Here is a 19,289-nt window from a genome sequence, read left to right on the forward strand (position 1 = left end):
GCCAATATGGGTTCGTTCTCAGGGCGGGGTGAAATTCCCCACCGGCGGTGATAGCCCGCGAGCGCCCCGTATCACGCGGGGGTCTAGCAGATCCGGTGGAATTCCGGGGCCGACGGTCATAGTCCGGATGGAAGAGAATGCGCGCGGGCCCGGCTGGGCGCGTTGCGTGACGCCTTGGGTGACGTGTCTGTTATCGAAAGGAGTCACACATGACACACACCCGATATGCCTTTATCAAAGCGCGTTGGCATTCCAAGATTGTCGACGGGGCCTTGCAAGGTTTCACCGAGTTGATCCCGGCCGCGCAGGTGGACGTGTTCGACACGCCCGGTGCGTTCGAGATGCCCCTACTGGCGCGCGATCTGGCCGCCTCTGGGCGCTATGCTGCGGTCGCCGCGGCGGCGTTCGTGGTGGATGGCGGGATATACCGGCATGACTTCGTGGCGCAGGCCGTTGTCGACGGGCTCATGCGGGCCGGGCTGGACACCGGCGTGCCGGTGCTGTCGGTGTCGTTGACGCCGCACCAGTATCAAGAGACCGCCCATCACGACGCGATCTTTGGCGAGCATTTTGTCCAAAAGGGGCGAGAGGCGGCCGAAGCGGCGCTGATGATCGGAAAAACCCGCGCGGCCTTGGCGGCGTAGCGTTTCTGCACGATCCCTAATTGATTTCGGGGGCCCGCGATTGGGCCCCCCCTGCCCTGTCGCGCGTGGCCTAGGCGCTGTCGGTCGGGAAAACTGTCGCCGGGTCCTTCGATTGCCAGACCTGGTATTTCAACATGATGCGTTCAAAGTCCTGCGAGGCAAGGAACGCTTCGAGCCAGCGCTGCAGGTGCGGCCAGGGCTCGGCATCAAAGCGGGGTTTGTCGATGAACGCGAACTGCCGCACGAAGGGTAGGATGGCCATGTCGGCGATGCTTGGATTGTCACCGTAAAGCCAGGCTTTGCCCGCAAGCTGCGTGTCGAGCTTGGCAAGGAACACGCCGGCCCGAGCGCGTTCTGCCTCTGGGTCGCTGTCGTAGCGCGTGTGGTATTTGGTGCGGTCCAGCGCCTGTTTGAACGACCCATCGGCCTCTGTGATCACGTCACGCCCAGAGCGCGGCACCAGCAGCCACCCCGCCGGGTCGTTGCGTTCCAGCGCCCAGATCATGATCTCGAGGCTCTCATCCAGCACCGTCTCGCCGTCTTTCAGGCAGGGCACCGTGGCGCTGGGTGAGGTCTCCAGGAACTCCGTCGCCTTGTCCCGTAGCAGGACCTCGCGCAATTCTACCTCTTGCGCTGCGGCCTGGATCGCCAGGCGCGCGCGCATTGCGTAGGGACAGCGGCGGAAAGAATACAGGATCGGGCGCATTTTTAGACAGAACCAAGAGCCGCCGCCGGTGTCAAATGCGCAGAGCCAGGAAGGCCGGCGCGCTGCTCGTTTGGCGGTGGGCGGCTAGCTGGGGCCACGGGCGCTCAAGGTGCGGCCCTGCTGCGGGCGCAGGGCGCTCGGCTCAGCAGTTTGGCACGTTCACGGCCAGGCCGCCCAGCGCGGTCTCTTTGTACTTCTCCGACATATCCTGGCCGGTCTGGCGCATGGTCTCGATGCAGGCGTCCAGCGGCACCAGATGCGTGCCATCGCCGCGCAGGGCCAGGGACGCGGCGCTTACCGCCTTGATGCAGCCCAGCCCGTTGCGTTCGATGCAGGGCACCTGCACCAGGCCCTTGATCGGGTCGCAGGTCATGCCAAGGTGGTGCTCTAGCGCGATCTCGGCGGCGTTCTCTACCTGCTCGGGCGTGCCGCCCATGACGGCGGCCAGCCCGGCGGCGGCCATGGCGGCCGCGCTGCCGACCTCGGCCTGACAGCCGCATTCCGCGCCGCTGATCGAGGCGTTGTGCTTGACCAACCCGCCGATTGCCGCCGCGGTCAAAAGGAACTCGCCGACCTTAGAGGGCACGGCGCCGGGCACATGGTCCAGCCAATAGCGGATCACCGCAGGCACCACGCCGGCGGCGCCATTCGTGGGCGCGGTCACCACCTGCCCCCCGGCGGCGTTCTCTTCGTTGACCGCCATGGCGTAGACGCTCATCCAGTCGTTGATGGTGTGCGGCGCGGGCAGGTTCATGCCGCGCTCGGCCAGAAGCGCCTCGTGGATGCCCTTGGCCCGGCGCTTGACGGAGAGCCCGCCGGGCAGGATCCCTTCGCCCGCCAGCCCCCGGTCGATGCAGGCGTTCATCACGTCCCAGATGCGCAGCAGGCCCTGGTCCAGGGTCGCCGGGCCCATCCGAGACAGCTCGTTGGCGCGCTTTAACGCGGCGACGCTCTGGCCGGTGGCGGAGCACATCTCCAGCATCTCGGCGGCGGATTTGAACGGGTGCGGCACCGGCGGGCCGTCATCGGCGTCCTTGCCCGCGGCCAGCTCCGCCTCGGTGAGGACAAAGCCCCCGCCGACCGAGTAATAGGTCTCTTGCAGGATCACGTCGCCCTGGCTGTCCGTGGCGGCAAGGATCATGCCGTTGGCGTGGCCGGGCAGCGGGGCGTCATAGTCAAAGACCAGATCCTGCTTGGGCGAGAACTGCAGCTCTGGCAGGCCATCCGGCGACACGAGGCCGGTCTCGTGGATCTTCGCCAGGGCGGTGGCGGCCTTTTCGGCGTCATAGTCGTCGGCCCGGAACCCCGCGAGCCCCAGGATCGTGGCGCGATCCGTCGCATGCCCAATCCCGGTGAAGGCCAGCGAGCCGTAAAGCGTCGCGCGCAGCCCGGCGAAGGTGAAGGGCGAGGCGCGCATCAGATCCAGGAACCGCGCCGCCGCCACCATCGGGCCGATTGTGTGCGACGATGAAGGGCCGATGCCGACCTTGAACATATCGAAGACAGAGATGAACATGCCGGGGTCCTTTTGAGTGCTCGGGCGTTTGTGTCAGACGGCGCGCGCCGTTGCGGTGCCGAATGCGACCAATCCCTGCCGTATTGCGGTTCAGGTGGTGACCGCGAAGGTCCTGGAAAACTCCGCGCGCCCCTTGGGCGAGAAGTGAACAGCGCGGGAGTTTGCGTCGCGTGTCGCCCATCCAAGATCAAGGAAGGCCGAAAGATAGGCCCGGCCCAATTTGCCCGCCAAATGCGACCGGCGTTCAGACCAATCCAAGCACTCCCGGCACATCGGTGCCCGCGTTGCCTCTAGCTCGGACATCTTTATCCCGAAACTCTCGGCGAACGCATGCCCCTTGGCCGTAAGGGAAATTTGATCCTTCTGGGTCGCAATTTGCCCTTCAGAGATCATCGCATCAAACATCGCGATCCCCATCGTGCCGGCAAGATGGTTGTAGCACACCCGCGCCTCGCGCAGCGCCGTATCGCGGGGCCCCAATCGGGTGCGCAGGTGCCCGGACCCCGCCGCAAGCCCCATCAGAGCCTCAAGCACCGCCGCGACCTCATCAGAGGCGATCGCGAAATACTTGTGCCGCCCTTGCTTTCGACCGCGCAGCAGATCGCCCTCGGACAGCTTCGCGAGGTGCCCGCTGGCGGTTTGCAGAGTCACGCCCGCCTCAGCAGCCAACTCAGTTGCGGTCAGAGCGCGCCCGCTCATCAAAGCGGTCAACATGTTTGCGCGGGCGGGATCGCCGATCAGGGCCGCCACGCGGGCGATATCCGGGCCTTCTCTCATAGTTCGATCATAGCCGAAGCATGGCCCTCACGAAACCCTCTATATCTCCGGCAATCATGCAATGGAGAAAATCATGCTGACCTGCTTTATTCGCTACCAAATCGACCCAACCAAGAAGGCCCAGTTCGAGCAATATGCGCGCAATTGGGGCGAGGCCATTCCGCGCTGCGGCGCCGATCTTATCGGCTACTTCGCCCCGCATGAGGGCTCTTCGACACTGGCCTACGGCGTCTACAACATTGAGAGCCTTGCGGCATACGAGGCCTATCGGAGCCGCCTGGCAAACGACCCAATCGGGCAAGAAAACTACGCATTCGCCCAACGGGAGAAGTTTCTATTGCGAGAGGATCGAACCTTCCTCAAACTTGCCTCCGCAGCAGTTGGGAGGGGCGCATGATCGCCGTCATATTCGAGGTCCAGATCGCCGAGGGCAAGCAAGACGCCTATTTGGATGTCGCCGCAGCGATGCGGCCCCTTGCCGAGCAGGTGGATGGGTTCATCTCTGTCGAGCGCTTCCAAAGCCTGACAACGCCGGGCAAGCTGCTGTCGCTGTCCTACTTCCGGGATGAGGCCGCCGTCGCCGAATGGCGCAAGCTTACAGAGCACCGCTCGGCGCAAAGGAAGGGTCGCAGCGGGATTTTTGCGGATTACCGGTTGAAGGTCGTCCAGGTGCTGCGCGACTACGGCATGCATGACCGATCCGGCGCGCCCCAGGACAGCAAAGAGACCCACGGCTGAGGCGGGCCGGGTCTTAGGGGCTTTCCCTTGGTGCCGGGCGCGTCAGCACAAAGCTGCCGGCCGCCAATAGGCACACCGCCTGTATCGCCAGCACCCACCAGGCCACACCAAAGTAAACCGACAAGCCGAACACCAAAGCCATCATCGCGACGGCCAGCAGCTTGGCCCTTGTGCTGATGGCGCCCTCGGCCTCCCACGCCTTAATATGCGGGCCGAAAACGCTGCGTTCGACCAGCCATTCCCGGGCGCGCGGCGATCCCTTGGCAAAGAAATAAGCGGCCAGGATCATAAAAACGGTCGTGGGCAGAACCGGTAGAACGGCGCCCACCAGGCCCACGGCAACGCAGAGCCAACCCAATAGCAAGTAAACCACCCGAAGCATGTTCCGGAGATAGGACGCCAGGGGGCGACTGAACAGATGCGACTTGGACAATTGCCAATAATTCCCTCTGTCCTTGACTGCCGGGGCTGGTATAACCCCAAAAAGTTAAGATGGAGCAGCCAAATGTCCGGAGCATTGTCGCCGATCGACACCGCGAAATTCGTGGCCGCCAAGCGCGCGGTGGAATTCGTCGAGGACGGCATGAAGGTTGGCCTCGGGACGGGCTCGACGGCGGCCTGGATGGTGCGCTGCCTGGCCGAGCTGGTGCATGATGACGGGCTCAAGGTGGTGGGCGTTCCGACCTCCACCCGCACCGCGGACCTGGCCCAGAAGCTGGGCTTGAAGACCGCGACCTTGGACGAGGCCAAGTGGCTGGACCTGACCATTGACGGTGCCGACGAGTTTGACCCCGACCTCAACCTGATCAAGGGCGGCGGCGGGGCGCTGTTGCAGGAAAAGATCGTGGCCACCGCCAGCGACCGCATGATCGTGATCACCGACGCCTCGAAAAAGGTCGAGAGATTAGGGGCTTACCCGCTGCCGGTCGAGGTCGTACCCTTCGGCTGGCAGACCTCCAAGGCGCTGATCGAGGAGACGCTCGGCGGGCTGGACGTGCTGGGCGACAACGTCACCTTGCGGCTGAATGGCGACGCGCCCTTTGTGACCGACGAGGGCAACTTTATCGTCGACCTGCACCTGCATCGCATCGCCAACCCGCGCCAGATCACGCTGATCCTGAACCAGATCCCCGGCGTCGTTGAGAACGGCCTGTTCATCGACATCTGTGACGTCGTGGTGATCGGCCATGGCGACGGGCGCGTGGAGGTGAACGACATCAATTCCGGCACCCACGAGGAAGACCGGATTGAGTTCTCTGAGAGCGACAACATGTTCTCGGACCTCTCCGACTAAGCAAACCACGTCAGGTTAACGACATCTTACCGATGCGCGGCGCAATTGCCGCGAATCGGGGGTTAATCCCTTATTCTTATGACAAATCCGGTGTCGGACTTTTGTCGGCAAAACGTCGGACTTCCGTCGGGCACGCCGCCCGAAAACGGCATGGTTAACACACCGTGCGCAGCCCCGCTGCGACGGCACCCTGCGCCGACGCACCGAACTCGCCGCCCGCGCCGGTTGCTTTCGCAGATGGCCGTTCATAGGTTGCGCCCGTCTCGCATTGGCCGCAGGGGCCGAAAAAGGAGCGCAGCATGAGCTTTGACTATGATCTCTTTGTGATCGGCGGGGGCTCGGGCGGCGTGCGCGCGGGCCGCGTGGCGGCAGAGACCGGCGCCAAGGTCGCCCTGGCCGAGGAATACCGCATGGGCGGCACCTGCGTGATCCGCGGCTGCGTGCCCAAAAAGCTGATGGTCTTCGCCAGCGGCTATTCCGAGCGCATGGACGAGGCCGCGAAATACGGCTGGGACGTCACGGGCGGCGAATTCGACTGGCAGAAGTTCTGGCCGCATATGCGCTCGGAGCTCGACCGGCTAGAGGGGATCTATCGCACCAATCTGGGGCGCCCCGGGACCACGATATATGACCAGCGGGCGACCATTGTGGACCCGCACACCGTGCAATTGGCGGACGGCTCGCGCCACACCACCAAGCACATCCTGGTTGCCACCGGCGGCACCCCGTTCAAGCCCGCCGAGACACCGGGCATCGAGCTGGCGGGCACCTCGAACGACGTGTTCCTGATGGAGGAGCTGCCCAAGTCGATCCTGATCGTCGGCGGCGGTTACATCGCCTGCGAGTTTGCCTGCATCTTCAACGGGCTGGGCGTGGCCACGACGCAGTATTACCGCGGCGCGCAGGTGCTGCGCGGCTTTGACGAGGAGGCGCGCGGCCATATCGCCGAGCTGATGCAGGGCCGCGGGGTGAACCTGCATGTGGGCACCGATGTGATGGCCATGGAGCAGCGCGACGGCGGCATCTGGGTGAAGGCCAGCAACGGAGACCAGGCGGTCTATGACAAGGTGATCTACGCCACCGGGCGCACGCCCAACACGCAAGGCCTGGGCCTGGAAGAGGCGGGCGTAAAGCTGGGCCGCGGCGGCAAGATCCTGGTCGATGACTACTCGCAGACCAACATCCCCTCGATCTTCGCTGTCGGAGACGTGACCGACCGCGTCAATCTGACACCGGTGGCGATCCGCGAGGGCGCCGCCTTCGTCGAAACCGTGTTCAAGGGCAACCCAACCAAGGTCGATCACAGCAATGTCGCCTCCGCGATCTTCACCCAGCCGGAATACGGCGCGGTGGGCCTGACCGAGGAGCAAGCCGCCGAGCAGGAGGAGATCGAGGTCTACTGCGCCGCCTTCCGCCCGATGCAGAACGCCTTTATTGGTAAGGAGGAACGCGTGCTCTTTAAGCTCATCGTCTCCAAGGCCAACCGCAAGATCCTGGGCGCGCATATCATCGCCGATGGCGCGGGCGAGCTGATCCAGATGGTGGGCGTCGCGGTTAAGATGGGCGCCACCAAAGAGGACTTTGACGCCACCGTCGCGGTGCACCCCACCATGTCCGAGGAAGTAGTTTTAATGAAGACTCCTACCCGTACCGCTTGATTTTTGGACTCAATAGGCACAGTTAGCAACCCAAACCCATATACTTGGCGAAGGGAAATCGATGTCCGGCAATAATGGTGGACCCTGGGGCGGCGGCGGTGGCAATCGCGGCGGCGGGGATGACGACCGCGGTGGCAGGAACAACGGCGGTGGCCGTCGGCCTGGCCAGGGCGGCGGCGACGGGCCGCAGATCCCTGAGATCGACGAGATCATGAAGAAGGGCCAAGAGCAGCTGCGCGTCCTGATGGGCGGCCGCGGCGGCAATGGCCGCGACAACGGCACCGGCGGCGGCGGTGGCCCGCGCCTGACGCGCGGCACGATCGGCCTTGGCGTGCTGGTGCTGGTGGTGCTTTGGCTGTTCCAGAGCTTCTACCGCGTGGACACCTCGCAGCAATCAGTAGAGCTGCTGTTCGGCGAATACGTGCAGACCGGCAACGAGGGTCTGAACTTTGCGCCTTGGCCCATCGTGACCAAGGAGATCCGCTCGGTCACGACCGAGAACACCCTGGAGATCGGCGCCCGCGCCGGCGAAGGCCTGATGCTGACCGGGGACGAGAACATCGTGGATATCGACTTCCAGGTGGTCTGGAACATCGCCGATCTGCAGAAGTTCACCTTCAACCTGGCCGCACCGGAAGAGACCATCACTGCGGTGTCCGAATCGGCGATGCGCGAGATCATCGCGCGCTCGAACCTGGCGCCGATCCTCAACCGGGATCGCGGGATCATCGTGGCCGAGCTGGCCGAGCTGATCCAGGCGACGCTGGACAGCTACGAGAGCGGCGTGAACATCGTCCGGGTGAACTTTGAGAAAGCCGACCCCCCGCGCGAGGTGATCGACGCCTTCCGCGAGGTGCAGGCCGCCGAGCAGACCCGCGACACGCTTGAAAAGCAGGCCGACCGCTACGCCAACGAGCGGCTGGCCGCCGCCCGTGGTGAGGCCGCGCAGCTTCTCGAAGAGGCCGAAGGCTATCGCGCCCGGGTTGTCAACGAGGCCGAGGGTGAGGCCGCGCGCTTTATCGCGGTCTATGACGAGTACTCCAAGGCCGAGGAGGTGACGCGCAAGCGCCTCTACCTCGAGACGATGGAACGCGTGCTGTCGAACGTCGAAAAGATCATCATTGACGAGGGCGCCAGCGGCTCAGGCCAGGGCGTCGTGCCCTACCTGCCCCTGAATGAACTTCGCCGCGGAGGGAACAACTGATGCGCCGTACCACCTTTATCCTGCCGATCCTCGTGGTCATCGGCGCAGTTCTGATCAGCGCGCTCTATATCGTGGACGAGCGCCAGAAGGCCCTGCGGCTCTGGTTCGGTGAGGTCACCGCGGTGATCGAAGAGCCCGGTCTCTACTTCAAGATCCCGGTGCTGCACGAGATCGTCTACTATGACGACCGCATCCTGCCCCTGGACACCCAAGAGCTTGAAGTCACGCCGCTGGATGACCGCCGTCTGCGCGTGGATGCCTTCGCGCGCTGGCGCATCAACGACCCGGTGCGGTTCCGCCGCGCCGTGGGCACCGGCGGCGAGGCCGCGGGCGCGTCCCGCCTGGAGCGCATCCTCAACGCCGAGCTGCGCGAGGTGCTGGGTTCGGTGAACTCCGGCGCGGTGCTTAGCTCTGACCGTGTTGCCCTGATGAACCGGATCCGCGACCAGTCGCGCGGTCAGGCCCTGTCGCTGGGCATCGAGGTTGTCGACGTGCGGATCAAGCGCGCCGACCTGCCAGAGCAGAACCTCGCGGCCACCTTCGAGCGGATGCGCGCGGAGCGGGAGCGCGAGGCCGCCGACGAGATCGCCCGCGGTAACGAGGCCGCGCAGCGCGTGCGCGCCCAGGCCGACCGGACCGTGGTCGAGACCACGTCCGAGGCCGCCAAGAACGCCTCGATCATCCGCGGTGAGGCCGACGCGCGCCGGAACGCGATCTTTGCGGACGCCTTCGGCCGCGATCCAGAGTTCTTCGCCTTCTACCGCTCGCTCTCGGCCTACGAGAATTCGCTGGACGGCTCGAACTCCACGCTGGTGATCTCGCCCGACAGCGAGTTCTTTGACTACCTGAAGTCGAATACCGGGGTGCCAGCTCAGTGAGCTGGCTGCTCTTGGGCCTCGGCCTGGTGCTTGTGATCGAGGGGCTGGTGTTCGCACTGGCCCCTTCGCGTTTGGAGGACCTGCTGGAGGCGCTGCGCTCTGTTCCGCCAGAGGCGCGGCGGCTGATCGGGCTGACCGCGCTGGCCTTAGGCGTGGCGCTGGTGTCGCTTGCCCGGTGGTGGGGGCTCTAGAGGGCTCGAATGGCGTGGCGTTTGGCCGCTCGCGCGCAATGGAGCGCCGCAATTTTCTTGCAAGAAAATTGCGAAACTCTTGCAAGAGTTTCTTCGACACCTCCAGAGTTGATGCTTTAGCCGCAACCTTTCACCGGCCCGCAGGCCGGACTTTCCTCGCAAGGAAAGTGCAAGACTCTTGCAAATGACCTCTGCCAAGCGGAGGTGTTCCTGAAGGAATACACTGTACGTAGGATCGGTGTTTGTTCATCTGTGCCGTATCGTTTCGGGCCTTGGCTCTTGGCTGCGGTAAATGCCCGTTCGGCAAAAGCCTCTTCGGACCCCTCCGCCCTTCCAGAGGTTCCATCCGAGGGAGGCGAGTGTACGATAGAATGAGCTCCAGATTGCCGTACCCAGGATGCCAAAAGAGCGCCCCTCTTTGGATTGCGTAGGGTGGGCAATCCTGCCCACCGCCCCGCTCAACAATCGGTGTCGCACTTGAAATGTGAATCAAGCACCCTCGATCTGGTCGCAGGTGAAGACGTCGCCGCCCAGCAAGAAGCCCATGTCGACCCCCGCCTCCCCCATCGCCTCGCACAGGGTGGCGCAGGCGGTAGGGATGCGGGCCGAGACCTTAACAGTGTCTGAACCCGCCGAGCCGCTCCGACCTCCGAGTCGGGGGTTAACGCCTTATTTCATTGGCGAAAGCAGTGTCGGACTTTTGTCGGCAAAACGTCGGACTCCTGTCGGGTGGGGTGTCGGCAAAGCCCATGGTTAACAGCCCGCGCGGTGGGGAGCTTAGATGGCAGCTTCGCGGACTTAACTGCCGTTTACTATGCCTGCGCCGATGTCCGCTTTTTGGGAAGATCGCAATAGGCGGCGGTTTTATGGAAGCAACGCCTCAGCACGAAATTGTACTTCGGTTGAAGGTAAACAACGACGGTGCGTTGCAGCGTTCGAGTGTGTGGGGTACTCGTCCGCTGCTAAGTAAAAATGGATCACCCGGCAGGGCGGCTACGATTGTGCGCTGCGAAAGAGCTAGGCTCTGACATGCAAACGCGCCGCCTTGCGTGCGAGTCACCGGGTTATAGCTGTTGGAAGGATGTCTCCAACAGATGGCGTCTTGTCCTGAGACCACATCCTGTTTGTACTCTTCTGGTACCCCGCGTTGGTTTCCGGGGTACCAAAGCCAAGCTTTTCCTTGTGGTGCCAGGTAATTTACCTGAAACCCATGCGCCTGAGAAAAAGACAAATAGGTTGTGTTAGGTTTAGGGTAATCGGGGAATTTGTTTTCGCGAGACGTTACTTCGGCAATCGCACTGGCAACATCAGAATTCGGTTGCTGACCCGTACAACCCGTGACCAAGAAGGCAATGGCTAATATCGTTCCCGACCTCATGACGTGCATGATTAGCAGGCTAGACTTACTGCCCAGCCATCAAAGCGGCCCGAAACTTTGGTGCGCAAATCGGCAAGGTCAGTCGTTGCTATGTTTCCACCTAAAAAAGCCAGAACTCCAGCATTAAATGTACCATTGCATCCTGTTGCCGCGCGTGATGCAGCCTCTACATCGGCAACGAAATATGGAATAGATGCTCCAACAAGCTCAACAAGCGCTTGATTTCGTTGGGTCACGTGCGCAACGCGGAATGTCTTGCCATTTACGCTTACAGTCCGAGCCGTAGCCAATGCTGCATCCGTGTTTGCGATATTGGTGGCCCGCTGTGCCCTTTGTTCGGACGACAGTTGTGGCCCACCGCAAGCCGAAAGAAACGTGGCGGCAATCAAGAGAGGTGCGGTATATCGCATGAGAAATCCTTGGCGTTGGTTTTCACAATCTCTAGATGCACTTAAAGGGGATGTAAACTTTAGTCTGGGCCAGAATATATACGTCTTTGGAGAACTGAGTTTTCCGCAACATATATCCAGTGCTGCGTCCATGTTCTGGGGTGACTTCCCACCGCCCCCTCGATCTGAAGTAAAGCCGCCGTTCATGCTTCTTGCAGCATCGGACACGTTTGGCTCGAAGCGGACTTGCGGTGCTGTAGAGGTTTGATCATTGGCTAGGCTGTAGGGGTCCCCTCTCAGTTTGGGGCGGGAGCGCTTTCGAGGCCTCAAAGAACTGCGGTCTTCCGCCACTTCCAAAAGGAAAAGGCGCCCCGGTTGGGACGCCCTTTGTGTCTTGGAACGCAGGCGGGACAAGTCCCGCCCTACGAGATGTTGCGCTGTGCCGCGTAGGGTGGGCAATTCTGCCCACCGCCTAAGCTTAGCAGCTGTAGTACATCTTGAATTCCATCGGGTGTGGCGTGTGCTCGTAGGCGTAGATCTCTTCCCACTTGAGCTCCATGTAGCCCTCGATCTGGTCGCGGGTGAAGACGTCGCCGGCCAGCAGGAAGTCCATGTCGGCCTCCAGCTCCTCCATCGCCTCGCGCAGGGACGCGCAGACGGTGGGGATGCCGGCCAGTTCCTCTGGCGGCAGGTCGTAGAGGTCCTTGTCCATCGCCGGACCCGGGTCGATCTTGTTCTGGATGCCGTCCAGGCCCGCCATCAGGAGCGCCGCGAAGCACAGGTAGGGGTTCGCCGCCGGGTCGGGGAAGCGGGCCTCCACGCGCTTGGCCTTGGGGCTCTCCGTCCACGGGATCCGCACGCAGCCGGAGCGGTTCCGGGCCGAGTAGGCGCGCAGCACGGGCGCCTCGAAGCCCGGGATCAGGCGCTTGTAGCTGTTGGTCGACGGGTTGGTGAACGCGTTCAGCGCCTTGGCGTGCTTGAGGATGCCGCCGATGAAGTAGAGCGCCTCCTGGCTGAGGTCGGCATACTTGTCGCCCGCAAAGAGCGGCTTGCCGTCCTTCCAGATCGACATGTTCACATGCATGCCGGTGCCGTTGTCGCCCGCGATGGGCTTGGGCATGAAGGTGGCCGACTTGCCATAGGCCTGCGCCACGTTGTGGATCACGTATTTGTACTTCTGCAGGTGGTCGCCCTGCGCGGTCAGCGACGAGAAGATCAGGCCCAGCTCGTGCTGGCAGCTCGCCACCTCGTGGTGGTGCTTGTCGACCTTCATGCCCATGCGCTTCATGGTGGACAGCATCTCGGAGCGGATGTCCTGGCCGTCATCCACCGGCGGCACGGGGAAGTAGCCGCCCTTGATGCCCGGGCGGTGGCCCATATTGCCCATCTCGTACTCGGTGTCGGTGTTCCAGGAGGCGTCCAGCGCGTCCACCTGGTAGCTCACCTTGTTCATCTCCACGCTATAGCGCACGTCGTCGAACAGGAAGAACTCGGCCTCGGGGCCGAAATAGGACACGTCGCCGATGCCGGTCGACTTCAGGTAGGCCTCGGCCTTCTCGGCGGTGCCGCGCGGGTCGCGGTCATAGGCCTCGCCGGTGTCGGGCTCCACGATCGAGCAATGCACCGCCAGGGTCTTCTCGGCGAAGAACGGGTCCATATAGGCGCTGTCGCAGTCGGGCATCAGCTTCATGTCGGACTGGTCGATCGACTTCCAGCCGGCGATCGACGAGCCGTCGAACATGAACCCCTCGTCGAGGAAGTCCTCGTCCACCTGGTCGCTCATCACGGTGACGTGCTGCAGCTTGCCGCGCGGGTCGGTGAACCGGATGTCGACGTATTCCACGTCCTCATCGCGGATCGTCTTAAGAACGTCTGCTTTGCTCATTTCCCTATCGGTCCTTTCACAGTTCGCCCCGGATGGCAGATCCGGGGGTTTAGAGGGTCAATTCGATTAGAGGCCCCGGGTCTCAGGCCCGGGACGGTGTTACAGCGCGTCCTCGCCCGCCTCGCCGGTCCGGATGCGGATCGCCTGCTCAACGGAGGACACAAAAATCTTGCCGTCGCCGATCTTGTCGGTCTTGGCGGCGCCCACGATGGCCTCGATGGCGGGTTCGACCTGGTCGTCGCCCAGCACCACCTCGATCTTCACCTTGGGCAGGAAGTCCACGACATATTCCGCGCCGCGATAGAGCTCGGTATGGCCCTTCTGGCGCCCGAAACCCTTCACCTCGATCACCGAAAGGCCCTGCACGCCGATCTCCTGGAGCGCCTCCTTCACCTCGTCAAGCTTGAACGGTTTAATGATCGCTTCGATTTTTTTCATGTGGCGGCTCCTAATACGTTTCTCGACTTTCCGATCATCTCTGCCCGCGCGGGACAACTCGGGCCTTGGCGTGCGGGCCGGGCATATCGGTCATTTCCCACATAACGCCTAAATTTTGGGCACAATGCCAAAGATCGGGGCAGATTGCGAAAAGCCCCGCGCCGCGACGGCCCCATCCGCCCCGGCGGGGCGCAAAGACGGGCACAAAATCGCAACGCGGGCGCCGTGCTTACGCCGCTTTTACCTGCTCAAATCGGAACGCGATAGGGCCCGAAGGCCCGCATTTTAGCAAAGGTCACTGCCATGAACCTTGGGAATTTGATCATTGGAATTCTGACCGGAGGCGTCGCCTTTGGCGTCGCCGGGCAAAACACGGGCTACCTGCCCAAAACCTCAGAGGCGTTCTCGGCTAGCCTCGCCGCGCCAGAGGCCCCGGCGGTGGAGCCAGGCGCCGACCCCGCCCCGGCGACGGCCGCGTCCCTGTCGGCGCGCCGCAGCCTGCCGCTCTTCCTGGCGGCCGCCAAGACCCCGCCCGAGGGCTGGTCGCGCGTCTCGCTAAGGGTCGCGCTGCAGGGCGAGAGCGCCGTAGAGGACATCTGGGTGCGCGACCTGGAGGGCGACGCGGAGGCGGGCCTTAGCGGCGCCCTGGACGCCGCGCCCGCGGATCTGCCGGGCCTGTCAGAGGGCAACCGGGTGGAGTTCGCATACGCGCAGATCACCGATTGGGGCTTTGCCGCGGACGGCAAGGGCTACGGTTTCTACTCGATCCGCGCCACGATCGGCGACTTGCCCGAGCAGGAGCAGGCCGGGTTGCGCGCCTGGCTGGCCGAGCCCGCAGAGCCCGCCGTCTGGCCCGTGGCCGCGCCCTTTCCGACGCCCGGCCCGACGCCCGGCCCGACGCACGGCCCGACGCCCGGCCCGACGCCCGGCGATGACGACAGCGCCGCGGCCCCTGAGGCGCTCGACGCGATGCACTGGGGCCTCGGCGTCGGCGCAAGCTGAACCACCGCGCCGCCCAACAGAGGTGCGTAACGATTGCTTTGAGTGCAGGGCCGGTGCAAGTTGTACCGGTCCTTTAAGCTTGGAGCGTGCGCCATGGAGACCATCACCGCCGCCGAGATGCGCGCGCTTGAGCAGGAGGCCATCGCCAGCGGGCGCGTCACCGGGCTGGAGCTGATGGAGCGCGCGGGGCGGGGCGTGGTGGAGGCGATCCTGGAGGAGTGGCCCGAGTTGGAGAGCGCGGAGCGAGGGGCCAGCCCCTCGCGCTCCCCGGGATATTTAGAAACCAGAGAAGATCAGGGCGCGCCACGGGCCGTGGTGCTCTGCGGACCGGGCAACAATGGCGGCGACGGGTTCGTCGTCGCGCGCCTGTTGCACGGGCGCGGCTGGAAGGTGGAGGTGTTCTTTTACGGCGATCCTGAGCGGCTGCCGCCGGATGCCCTGGAAAACTACCAACGTTGGAACGCAATTGGGCAGAGCGTCCCTTGGGACGATGCAGCAATTGCGCAGAGCTGGGACTATGATTGGCCACAGGAGCCACGCTACGTTGTCATAGACGCGCTGTTTGGGATCGGAATGTCTCGCGAGATGCCGGCTGACACAGAGAATGTCTGGCGCGCCCTGATGCCTGCGGGCCTAAACGATCCCAGGGATCACCCGCAGTCAGACCTCTTTGTTGCGGTTGATATTCCGAGCGGTATTCATTCTGACACCGGAGAAAACTTCGGGCCCTGGGCGTCGCATCTAACAGTCACGTTCCACAAACTGAAGCCGGGCCATCTGATGGGTGATCGAGTCGGATATTGCGGTAAAGTCGTCGTAAAGGATATCGGACTTTGAGCTTCACCTTGTTCCAAATACGCAAATGCTGACGCCCGAAATCATCTCCAGGCTCGCCAAGGCAGAGCACCAGCATAAATACGACCATGGGCATGCGCTGGTGCTGGCGGGCGGCGTGGGCCGCGGCGGGGCAGCGCGGCTGGCCGCGCGCGGCGCGCTGCGCATCGGGGCGGGGCTGGTCACGCTCGGCTGCCCCCCGGCGGCGCTGATCGAGAACGCCGCGCAGCTTAACGCCATCATGCTGACCCGGGTGGACGGCGCCGAGGGGCTCGGCGCGATCCTTCAGGACAACCGCATCAACGCGCTATGCATCGGGCCGGGGCTGGGCACCGGCGAGGAGGCCCGTCGCCTCGTAGAGGCCGGGCTGAGGAGCGCGCGGGCCACGGTGCTTGACGCCGACGCGCTGACCCTTGTGGCCCAGCATGACGACCTGCGCGCCCTTCTGCACAAAAGCTGCGTGCTGACGCCCCATGGCGGCGAATTCGCGCGGCTCTTTCCCGACATCGCCGCGCGGCTGGCCGCGCCCGCCGCCGAGGGCCCGGCCTACTCCAAGCTCGACGCCACGCGGGCGGCGGCGCGCGCGGCGGGCTGCACGGTGCTGCATAAGGGCGCGGACACCGTCATCGCCGATCCGGAGGGGCGCGCCAGCACGAGCGCCGCGCGCGACGCGGATGCGGCCCCCTGGCTGGCCACCGCGGGGGCGGGAGATGTGCTGGCAGGCTTCATCGCCGGGCTCCTGGCGCGCGGCTTTGAGCCCCGCACCGCCGCCGAGACCGCGGCCTGGCTGCACGCCGAATGCGCCCGCGCGTTTGGTCCCGGCCTGATCGCCGAGGATCTGCCGGAAACCCTACCGCATGTGCTGCAAAGCCTGCTCTCCCAGGCGGGGAAACCGGCCGCGCATTAGTCAGCCGTAAAGGGAATCGCGCTAAGTTTAGGCGCGGATAGCCAGGTGATTGAGCGATGCAATACAGAGAACCAAGGTGGCCCACGCACGCCGATACGCGCATTGAGAAGGGCAAGGGCGCCTTCGATGGGACAATCGTGAACGTTGGCGCGCGGGGCGTTGGCATCTCCAGCGCGATGGAGGTGGCGCGCGGCGACCGGATCCAATGCGAGGTGCTTTCGCGCAAAGCCGCCGGGACCGTCTGTTGGGCCGCCGATGGCGTCTTTGGCGTATGGCTGGACGAGCCCATCCCAGAGGCCGTTCTGGCGCAGCTGCGCGGCATGCGGCGCAAACTGTTCGACGGGTCGGAGCTGGACGGCATTGGCAAGCGACCAAGGGACGCCAGTGCAGGACGCCCCCGCGCCTAGGGCGCTTGGCCGGGGCGCCGGTTTGTGGGCCAAGCTTCGGGGCACCGATGGCCTGGGCCCGGCATGGCGCAAGAACGCCGCCCTGCGCGGAGTTTGCTTGCAAGGGCAAAGCCGTTCGAAGCAACGCCACGCCGCGATGCAAGTTGGACCGCTGCGGCCTGCAAGGGCGGGCGGCGTGGGAGATGGAGAGGTGCTGTGGCGGTTTGTGGACCGAGTGGCTGGGCGTAGACGAGATGCGCGGCGTGATCCGCGCCTATGCGCGCCCCGGCTTTGCTTGAGATCGCAGCCTAAAGCCCGGACGCCATAAAGTGAGAGGCTCTCTTATGAAGTTTCGCAAACCCCGCTGGCCGGTCGACTTCAAATTGGTGCTCTTTAGCGCCGATGGAGAGCAGCTTGTGACGGTCAGGAACGTCGGGCGCCACGGGCTCTGCCTCACCGATTGCCAGGACCTTAGGAAGGGCCAGGACGTGAAGCTGCTTTTCGCGGGCACCGGGCGCCAGGGTCGGGTGGAATGGGTGCGCAAGAGCCTGGCGGGGGTCCATGTTGATCGCGCGCTTGGAGAGGTAGAGCTGGCGATGCTGCGCCAGCTCCCCAGGCGTGCCGGGGCTGCGGGCGCCGCTGAGGGCCTCGGCTCTGGTACGCCCGCGGGCCGGTCCCGCGAGACGTGAAGGCGCGCCCCTGTAGGGCGCGCCCATGAGGCGTTTGGTCCGGTTCCAGCGGGCTATTTATGCCAGATCGCGGCGTAGCGGGCCTGGCCGCCCTGGTTGTAGCCAGAGACGTCCACCAACCGGTAGCCCTTGGCCCGCCAGGTGTCGAACTCGGCCTGGTAGCCGGATCCGGTCAAGCCGTGGCGCGCGACATAGGCGCCGCCCTGCTTGGCCCAGATCGCCGCGAAGCGCGGCTGCCCGCCGACGGAGAACCCGTCAACATGCACCGGCTTGTAGCCCTGCGCGGTGAACGTGTTGGAGGCCTGCTGGTACTGCGCCGGGCTCATGTCGTGGCGGGCAACATAGGCGCCGCCGGGCTGCTTTTTCCAGATCGCGGCGTAGCGCGCCTTGCCTCCGGCCTGGTAGCCGGACACGTCCACCAGCCGGTAGCCCCTGGAGGTCCATTTGGTGAACTCGGCCTGGTATTGCGCGGAGGACAGGCCATGGCGCGCCACGAAGGGCGCGCTGTTCTTTTGCCACATCGCCGCAAAGACACCCGCGCCGCCGCCCATGCCGTCCAGGAAGGCCGGGGCGTAGCCGCGCGACGCCAGCGCATCGAAGGCCTTCTGATACTGGGCCGCGCTCAACCCGTGGCGGGCCTGCCAGGCGGGGCCGCCCTGCTTGGCCCAGATCGCCGCGTAGCGGGCCTGGCCGCCGACGTTATAGGCGCTGACATCGGTCAGCCGGTAGCCCTTGGCGGTAAACGTGTCGAAGGCGCTTTGGTATTGCCCGGCGGACATGCCGTGGCGCGCCACCCAGGACTGCGCCGCGGCGGGCAGGGACAGCCCCGCGAGGGTGGCGGAGGCAAGCGCCGAGAGAATAAATTTGCGAACCATGGTGGTCTCCTATCTGGAATATCTGCGCAGCGAAAATCTCTGCTGAGGTGGCCATGGGTCGCGCGGGGAGCGCATAGGGTTCAAACAAAAGCAAAGCGGGCCCGGATTGCTCCGGCCCGCCTGTGTCGGTCGAGAGTCGATGAAGGTCTAGGCCGCGAAGGGCAGCCCGCTGTCGCTATAGACCTGGCCCTCGGCCAGGAAGACCACCTGCGGCTTGTCGAAGTCCAAGCAGAAGCTGTCCGCGGCGCGCCGGGACACCCCGCGCAGCGTGCGCGCGCCGGTGCGCGTGACGATCCGATCGCCCTCGTGCAGCGTCTCGACGCGGCGAATGCCGTCCAGCGTCATCACTTCCGTGCCGCGGGCCAGGCCAAGCGCGGCGACCGCGGTGGCGTTGGACATCTCGAATTGCGACTGAGGGTGCATCATATTATCGACTCCACTTAATTGCTTGCGCCGAGCATGCGATCCGATTTGGGCAGAAATAAGACATCGATTTGCCCGCGAAGCGGCGGATTTTCCGCTCGCATCCCCTTCAGGGCTTTGCTATGAGCCGCCACGCGCGGGCGTGGCGGAATTGGTAGACGCACCAGATTTAGGTTCTGGCGCCGCAAGGTGTGGGAGTTCGAGTCTCCCCGCCCGCACCACGACTAACAGACGGGTCGGAAACCCCCTAAAGCCTTGTATGGAAGAGTTATTTTCGGAGTCCCGGCACCCTCATTTGGGGTCTAATCGATGCGGCCCCGGACGAGTTCAGTGGAGCGCGGTCCTTTGAACCGCGCAGGCCCCAATGCCGCTTCCCCGGACCGCACTCGGCCGCGGGCCGAACCGGCCCAGCGCGCGCATCGCGGGGTGCTCAAACAGCTCCTGCAGAGCAAACAAGGCGGGGCGGGTCGTGCTGCG

At 64.3% G+C, this 19,289-nt stretch carries 20 protein-coding genes, 1 tRNA gene, 1 pseudogene and 1 riboswitch; of the genes and pseudogenes, 13 read left to right on the top strand and 9 right to left on the bottom strand.

Features of this window, described 5'->3' with window-relative positions; genetic code table 11:
* Positions 1-10: 10 nt before the first annotated feature.
* Positions 11-143: riboswitch (FMN riboswitch) on the top strand.
* 66 nt (positions 144-209) lie between these two features.
* Positions 210-644 carry a 6,7-dimethyl-8-ribityllumazine synthase gene (locus AIOL_RS02975; RefSeq protein ID WP_049641516.1) on the top strand — a complete coding sequence of 145 codons (435 nt, stop codon included), beginning with the start codon at positions 210-212 and terminating at the stop codon, positions 642-644.
* 70 nt (positions 645-714) lie between these two features.
* Here AIOL_RS02975 and AIOL_RS02980 read toward each other — a convergent pair whose 3' ends face one another.
* The 3 genes from AIOL_RS02980 to AIOL_RS02990 form a co-directional block, all read right to left on the bottom strand.
* Positions 715-1,350, bottom strand: a complete 636-nt coding sequence (locus tag AIOL_RS02980) for a glutathione S-transferase (protein WP_049641517.1) — start codon at positions 1,348-1,350, stop codon at positions 715-717.
* Positions 1,351-1,492: 142 nt separating this feature from the next.
* Positions 1,493-2,866: an L-serine ammonia-lyase gene (locus AIOL_RS02985; protein WP_049641518.1), complete on the bottom strand. Its 1,374-nt coding sequence runs from the start codon at positions 2,864-2,866 to the stop codon at positions 1,493-1,495.
* Between the two features lie 90 nt (positions 2,867-2,956).
* The gene (locus AIOL_RS02990; protein ID WP_049641519.1) at positions 2,957-3,643 is read right to left on the bottom strand and encodes an ArsR/SmtB family transcription factor; all 687 of its coding nucleotides are present in this window, start codon (positions 3,641-3,643) and stop codon (positions 2,957-2,959) included.
* 73 nt (positions 3,644-3,716) lie between these two features.
* On the opposite strand from AIOL_RS02990, the gene AIOL_RS02995 reads away from it, so the two are divergent.
* Together AIOL_RS02995 and AIOL_RS03000 are read left to right on the top strand one after the other, a co-directional pair.
* Entirely contained in the window at positions 3,717-4,040 is a 324-nt protein-coding gene (locus AIOL_RS02995) for an NIPSNAP family protein (protein WP_049641944.1), read from the top strand.
* A complete protein-coding gene (locus AIOL_RS03000; protein WP_049641520.1) occupies positions 4,037-4,381 on the top strand; it encodes an antibiotic biosynthesis monooxygenase family protein in 345 nt (114 codons plus the stop codon). The genes AIOL_RS02995 and AIOL_RS03000 overlap by 4 nt, the downstream gene beginning before the upstream one ends.
* 13 nt (positions 4,382-4,394) lie before the next feature.
* On the opposite strand, the gene AIOL_RS03005 is transcribed toward AIOL_RS03000, so the two are convergent.
* Positions 4,395-4,763: a YbaN family protein gene (locus AIOL_RS03005; RefSeq protein WP_049641521.1), complete on the bottom strand. Its 369-nt coding sequence runs from the start codon at positions 4,761-4,763 to the stop codon at positions 4,395-4,397.
* A gap of 123 nt (positions 4,764-4,886) precedes the next feature.
* Here AIOL_RS03005 and rpiA point away from each other — a divergent pair, with 123 nt between their 5' ends.
* From rpiA to AIOL_RS03030, 5 genes are all read left to right on the top strand, one after another.
* Complete coding sequence (gene rpiA / locus AIOL_RS03010) at positions 4,887-5,675, top strand: ribose-5-phosphate isomerase RpiA (RefSeq protein WP_049641522.1); 789 nt, start codon at positions 4,887-4,889, stop codon at positions 5,673-5,675.
* A 299-nt stretch (positions 5,676-5,974) separates the two neighbouring features.
* Complete coding sequence (gor, locus tag AIOL_RS03015) at positions 5,975-7,333, top strand: glutathione-disulfide reductase (protein WP_049641523.1); 1,359 nt, start codon at positions 5,975-5,977, stop codon at positions 7,331-7,333.
* 61 nt (positions 7,334-7,394) lie between these two features.
* The gene (gene hflK / locus AIOL_RS03020; RefSeq protein ID WP_049641524.1) at positions 7,395-8,537 is read left to right on the top strand and encodes an FtsH protease activity modulator HflK; all 1,143 of its coding nucleotides are present in this window, start codon (positions 7,395-7,397) and stop codon (positions 8,535-8,537) included.
* Complete coding sequence (gene hflC, locus AIOL_RS03025; protein WP_049641525.1) at positions 8,537-9,415, top strand: protease modulator HflC; 879 nt, start codon at positions 8,537-8,539, stop codon at positions 9,413-9,415. Before hflK ends, hflC begins: the two co-directional genes overlap by 1 nt.
* A complete protein-coding gene (locus AIOL_RS03030; protein WP_049641526.1) occupies positions 9,412-9,606 on the top strand; it encodes a DUF2065 domain-containing protein in 195 nt (64 codons plus the stop codon). Before hflC ends, AIOL_RS03030 begins: the two co-directional genes overlap by 4 nt.
* A gap of 1,389 nt (positions 9,607-10,995) precedes the next feature.
* Here the strand turns inward: AIOL_RS03030 and AIOL_RS24815 are convergent.
* From AIOL_RS24815 to AIOL_RS03040, 3 genes are all read right to left on the bottom strand, one after another.
* Positions 10,996-11,394 (bottom strand): hypothetical protein, encoded by a 399-nt coding sequence (locus AIOL_RS24815; protein ID WP_152912327.1) that lies wholly within the window; start codon positions 11,392-11,394, stop codon positions 10,996-10,998.
* Between the two features lie 457 nt (positions 11,395-11,851).
* Positions 11,852-13,258 carry a type I glutamate--ammonia ligase gene (gene glnA, locus AIOL_RS03035; RefSeq protein WP_049641527.1) on the bottom strand — a complete coding sequence of 469 codons (1,407 nt, stop codon included), beginning with the start codon at positions 13,256-13,258 and terminating at the stop codon, positions 11,852-11,854.
* Positions 13,259-13,357: 99 nt separating this feature from the next.
* Positions 13,358-13,696, bottom strand: coding sequence for a P-II family nitrogen regulator (locus tag AIOL_RS03040; RefSeq protein WP_049641528.1), 339 nt, complete (start codon positions 13,694-13,696; stop codon positions 13,358-13,360).
* Positions 13,697-13,999: 303 nt separating this feature from the next.
* On the opposite strand from AIOL_RS03040, the gene AIOL_RS03045 reads away from it, so the two are divergent.
* From AIOL_RS03045 to AIOL_RS03060, 4 genes and pseudogenes are all read left to right on the top strand, one after another.
* Positions 14,000-14,698 carry a DUF2314 domain-containing protein gene (locus AIOL_RS03045; protein WP_049641529.1) on the top strand — a complete coding sequence of 233 codons (699 nt, stop codon included), beginning with the start codon at positions 14,000-14,002 and terminating at the stop codon, positions 14,696-14,698.
* 93 nt (positions 14,699-14,791) lie between these two features.
* Positions 14,792-16,439 (top strand): annotated as a pseudogene (locus tag AIOL_RS26400) (NAD(P)H-hydrate dehydratase).
* 56 nt (positions 16,440-16,495) lie between these two features.
* Complete coding sequence (locus tag AIOL_RS03055) at positions 16,496-16,846, top strand: PilZ domain-containing protein (protein ID WP_049641530.1); 351 nt, start codon at positions 16,496-16,498, stop codon at positions 16,844-16,846.
* Between the two features lie 323 nt (positions 16,847-17,169).
* A complete protein-coding gene (locus AIOL_RS03060; protein ID WP_049641531.1) occupies positions 17,170-17,514 on the top strand; it encodes a hypothetical protein in 345 nt (114 codons plus the stop codon).
* 53 nt (positions 17,515-17,567) lie between these two features.
* Here AIOL_RS03060 and AIOL_RS03065 read toward each other — a convergent pair whose 3' ends face one another.
* Positions 17,568-18,389, bottom strand: coding sequence for a hypothetical protein (locus tag AIOL_RS03065; protein WP_053101164.1), 822 nt, complete (start codon positions 18,387-18,389; stop codon positions 17,568-17,570).
* A gap of 147 nt (positions 18,390-18,536) precedes the next feature.
* Positions 18,537-18,815, bottom strand: a complete 279-nt coding sequence (locus AIOL_RS03070) for a Hint domain-containing protein (RefSeq protein WP_049641532.1) — start codon at positions 18,813-18,815, stop codon at positions 18,537-18,539.
* A gap of 133 nt (positions 18,816-18,948) precedes the next feature.
* Here AIOL_RS03070 and AIOL_RS03075 point away from each other — a divergent pair.
* A tRNA-Leu gene (locus AIOL_RS03075) sits at positions 18,949-19,033 on the top strand.
* The last annotated feature ends 256 nt before the right edge of the window (positions 19,034-19,289 follow it).

Source organism: Candidatus Rhodobacter oscarellae, from assembly GCF_001078595.1.
Classification (GTDB): Bacteria; Pseudomonadota; Alphaproteobacteria; order Rhodobacterales; family Rhodobacteraceae; genus Rhodobacter_B; species Rhodobacter_B oscarellae.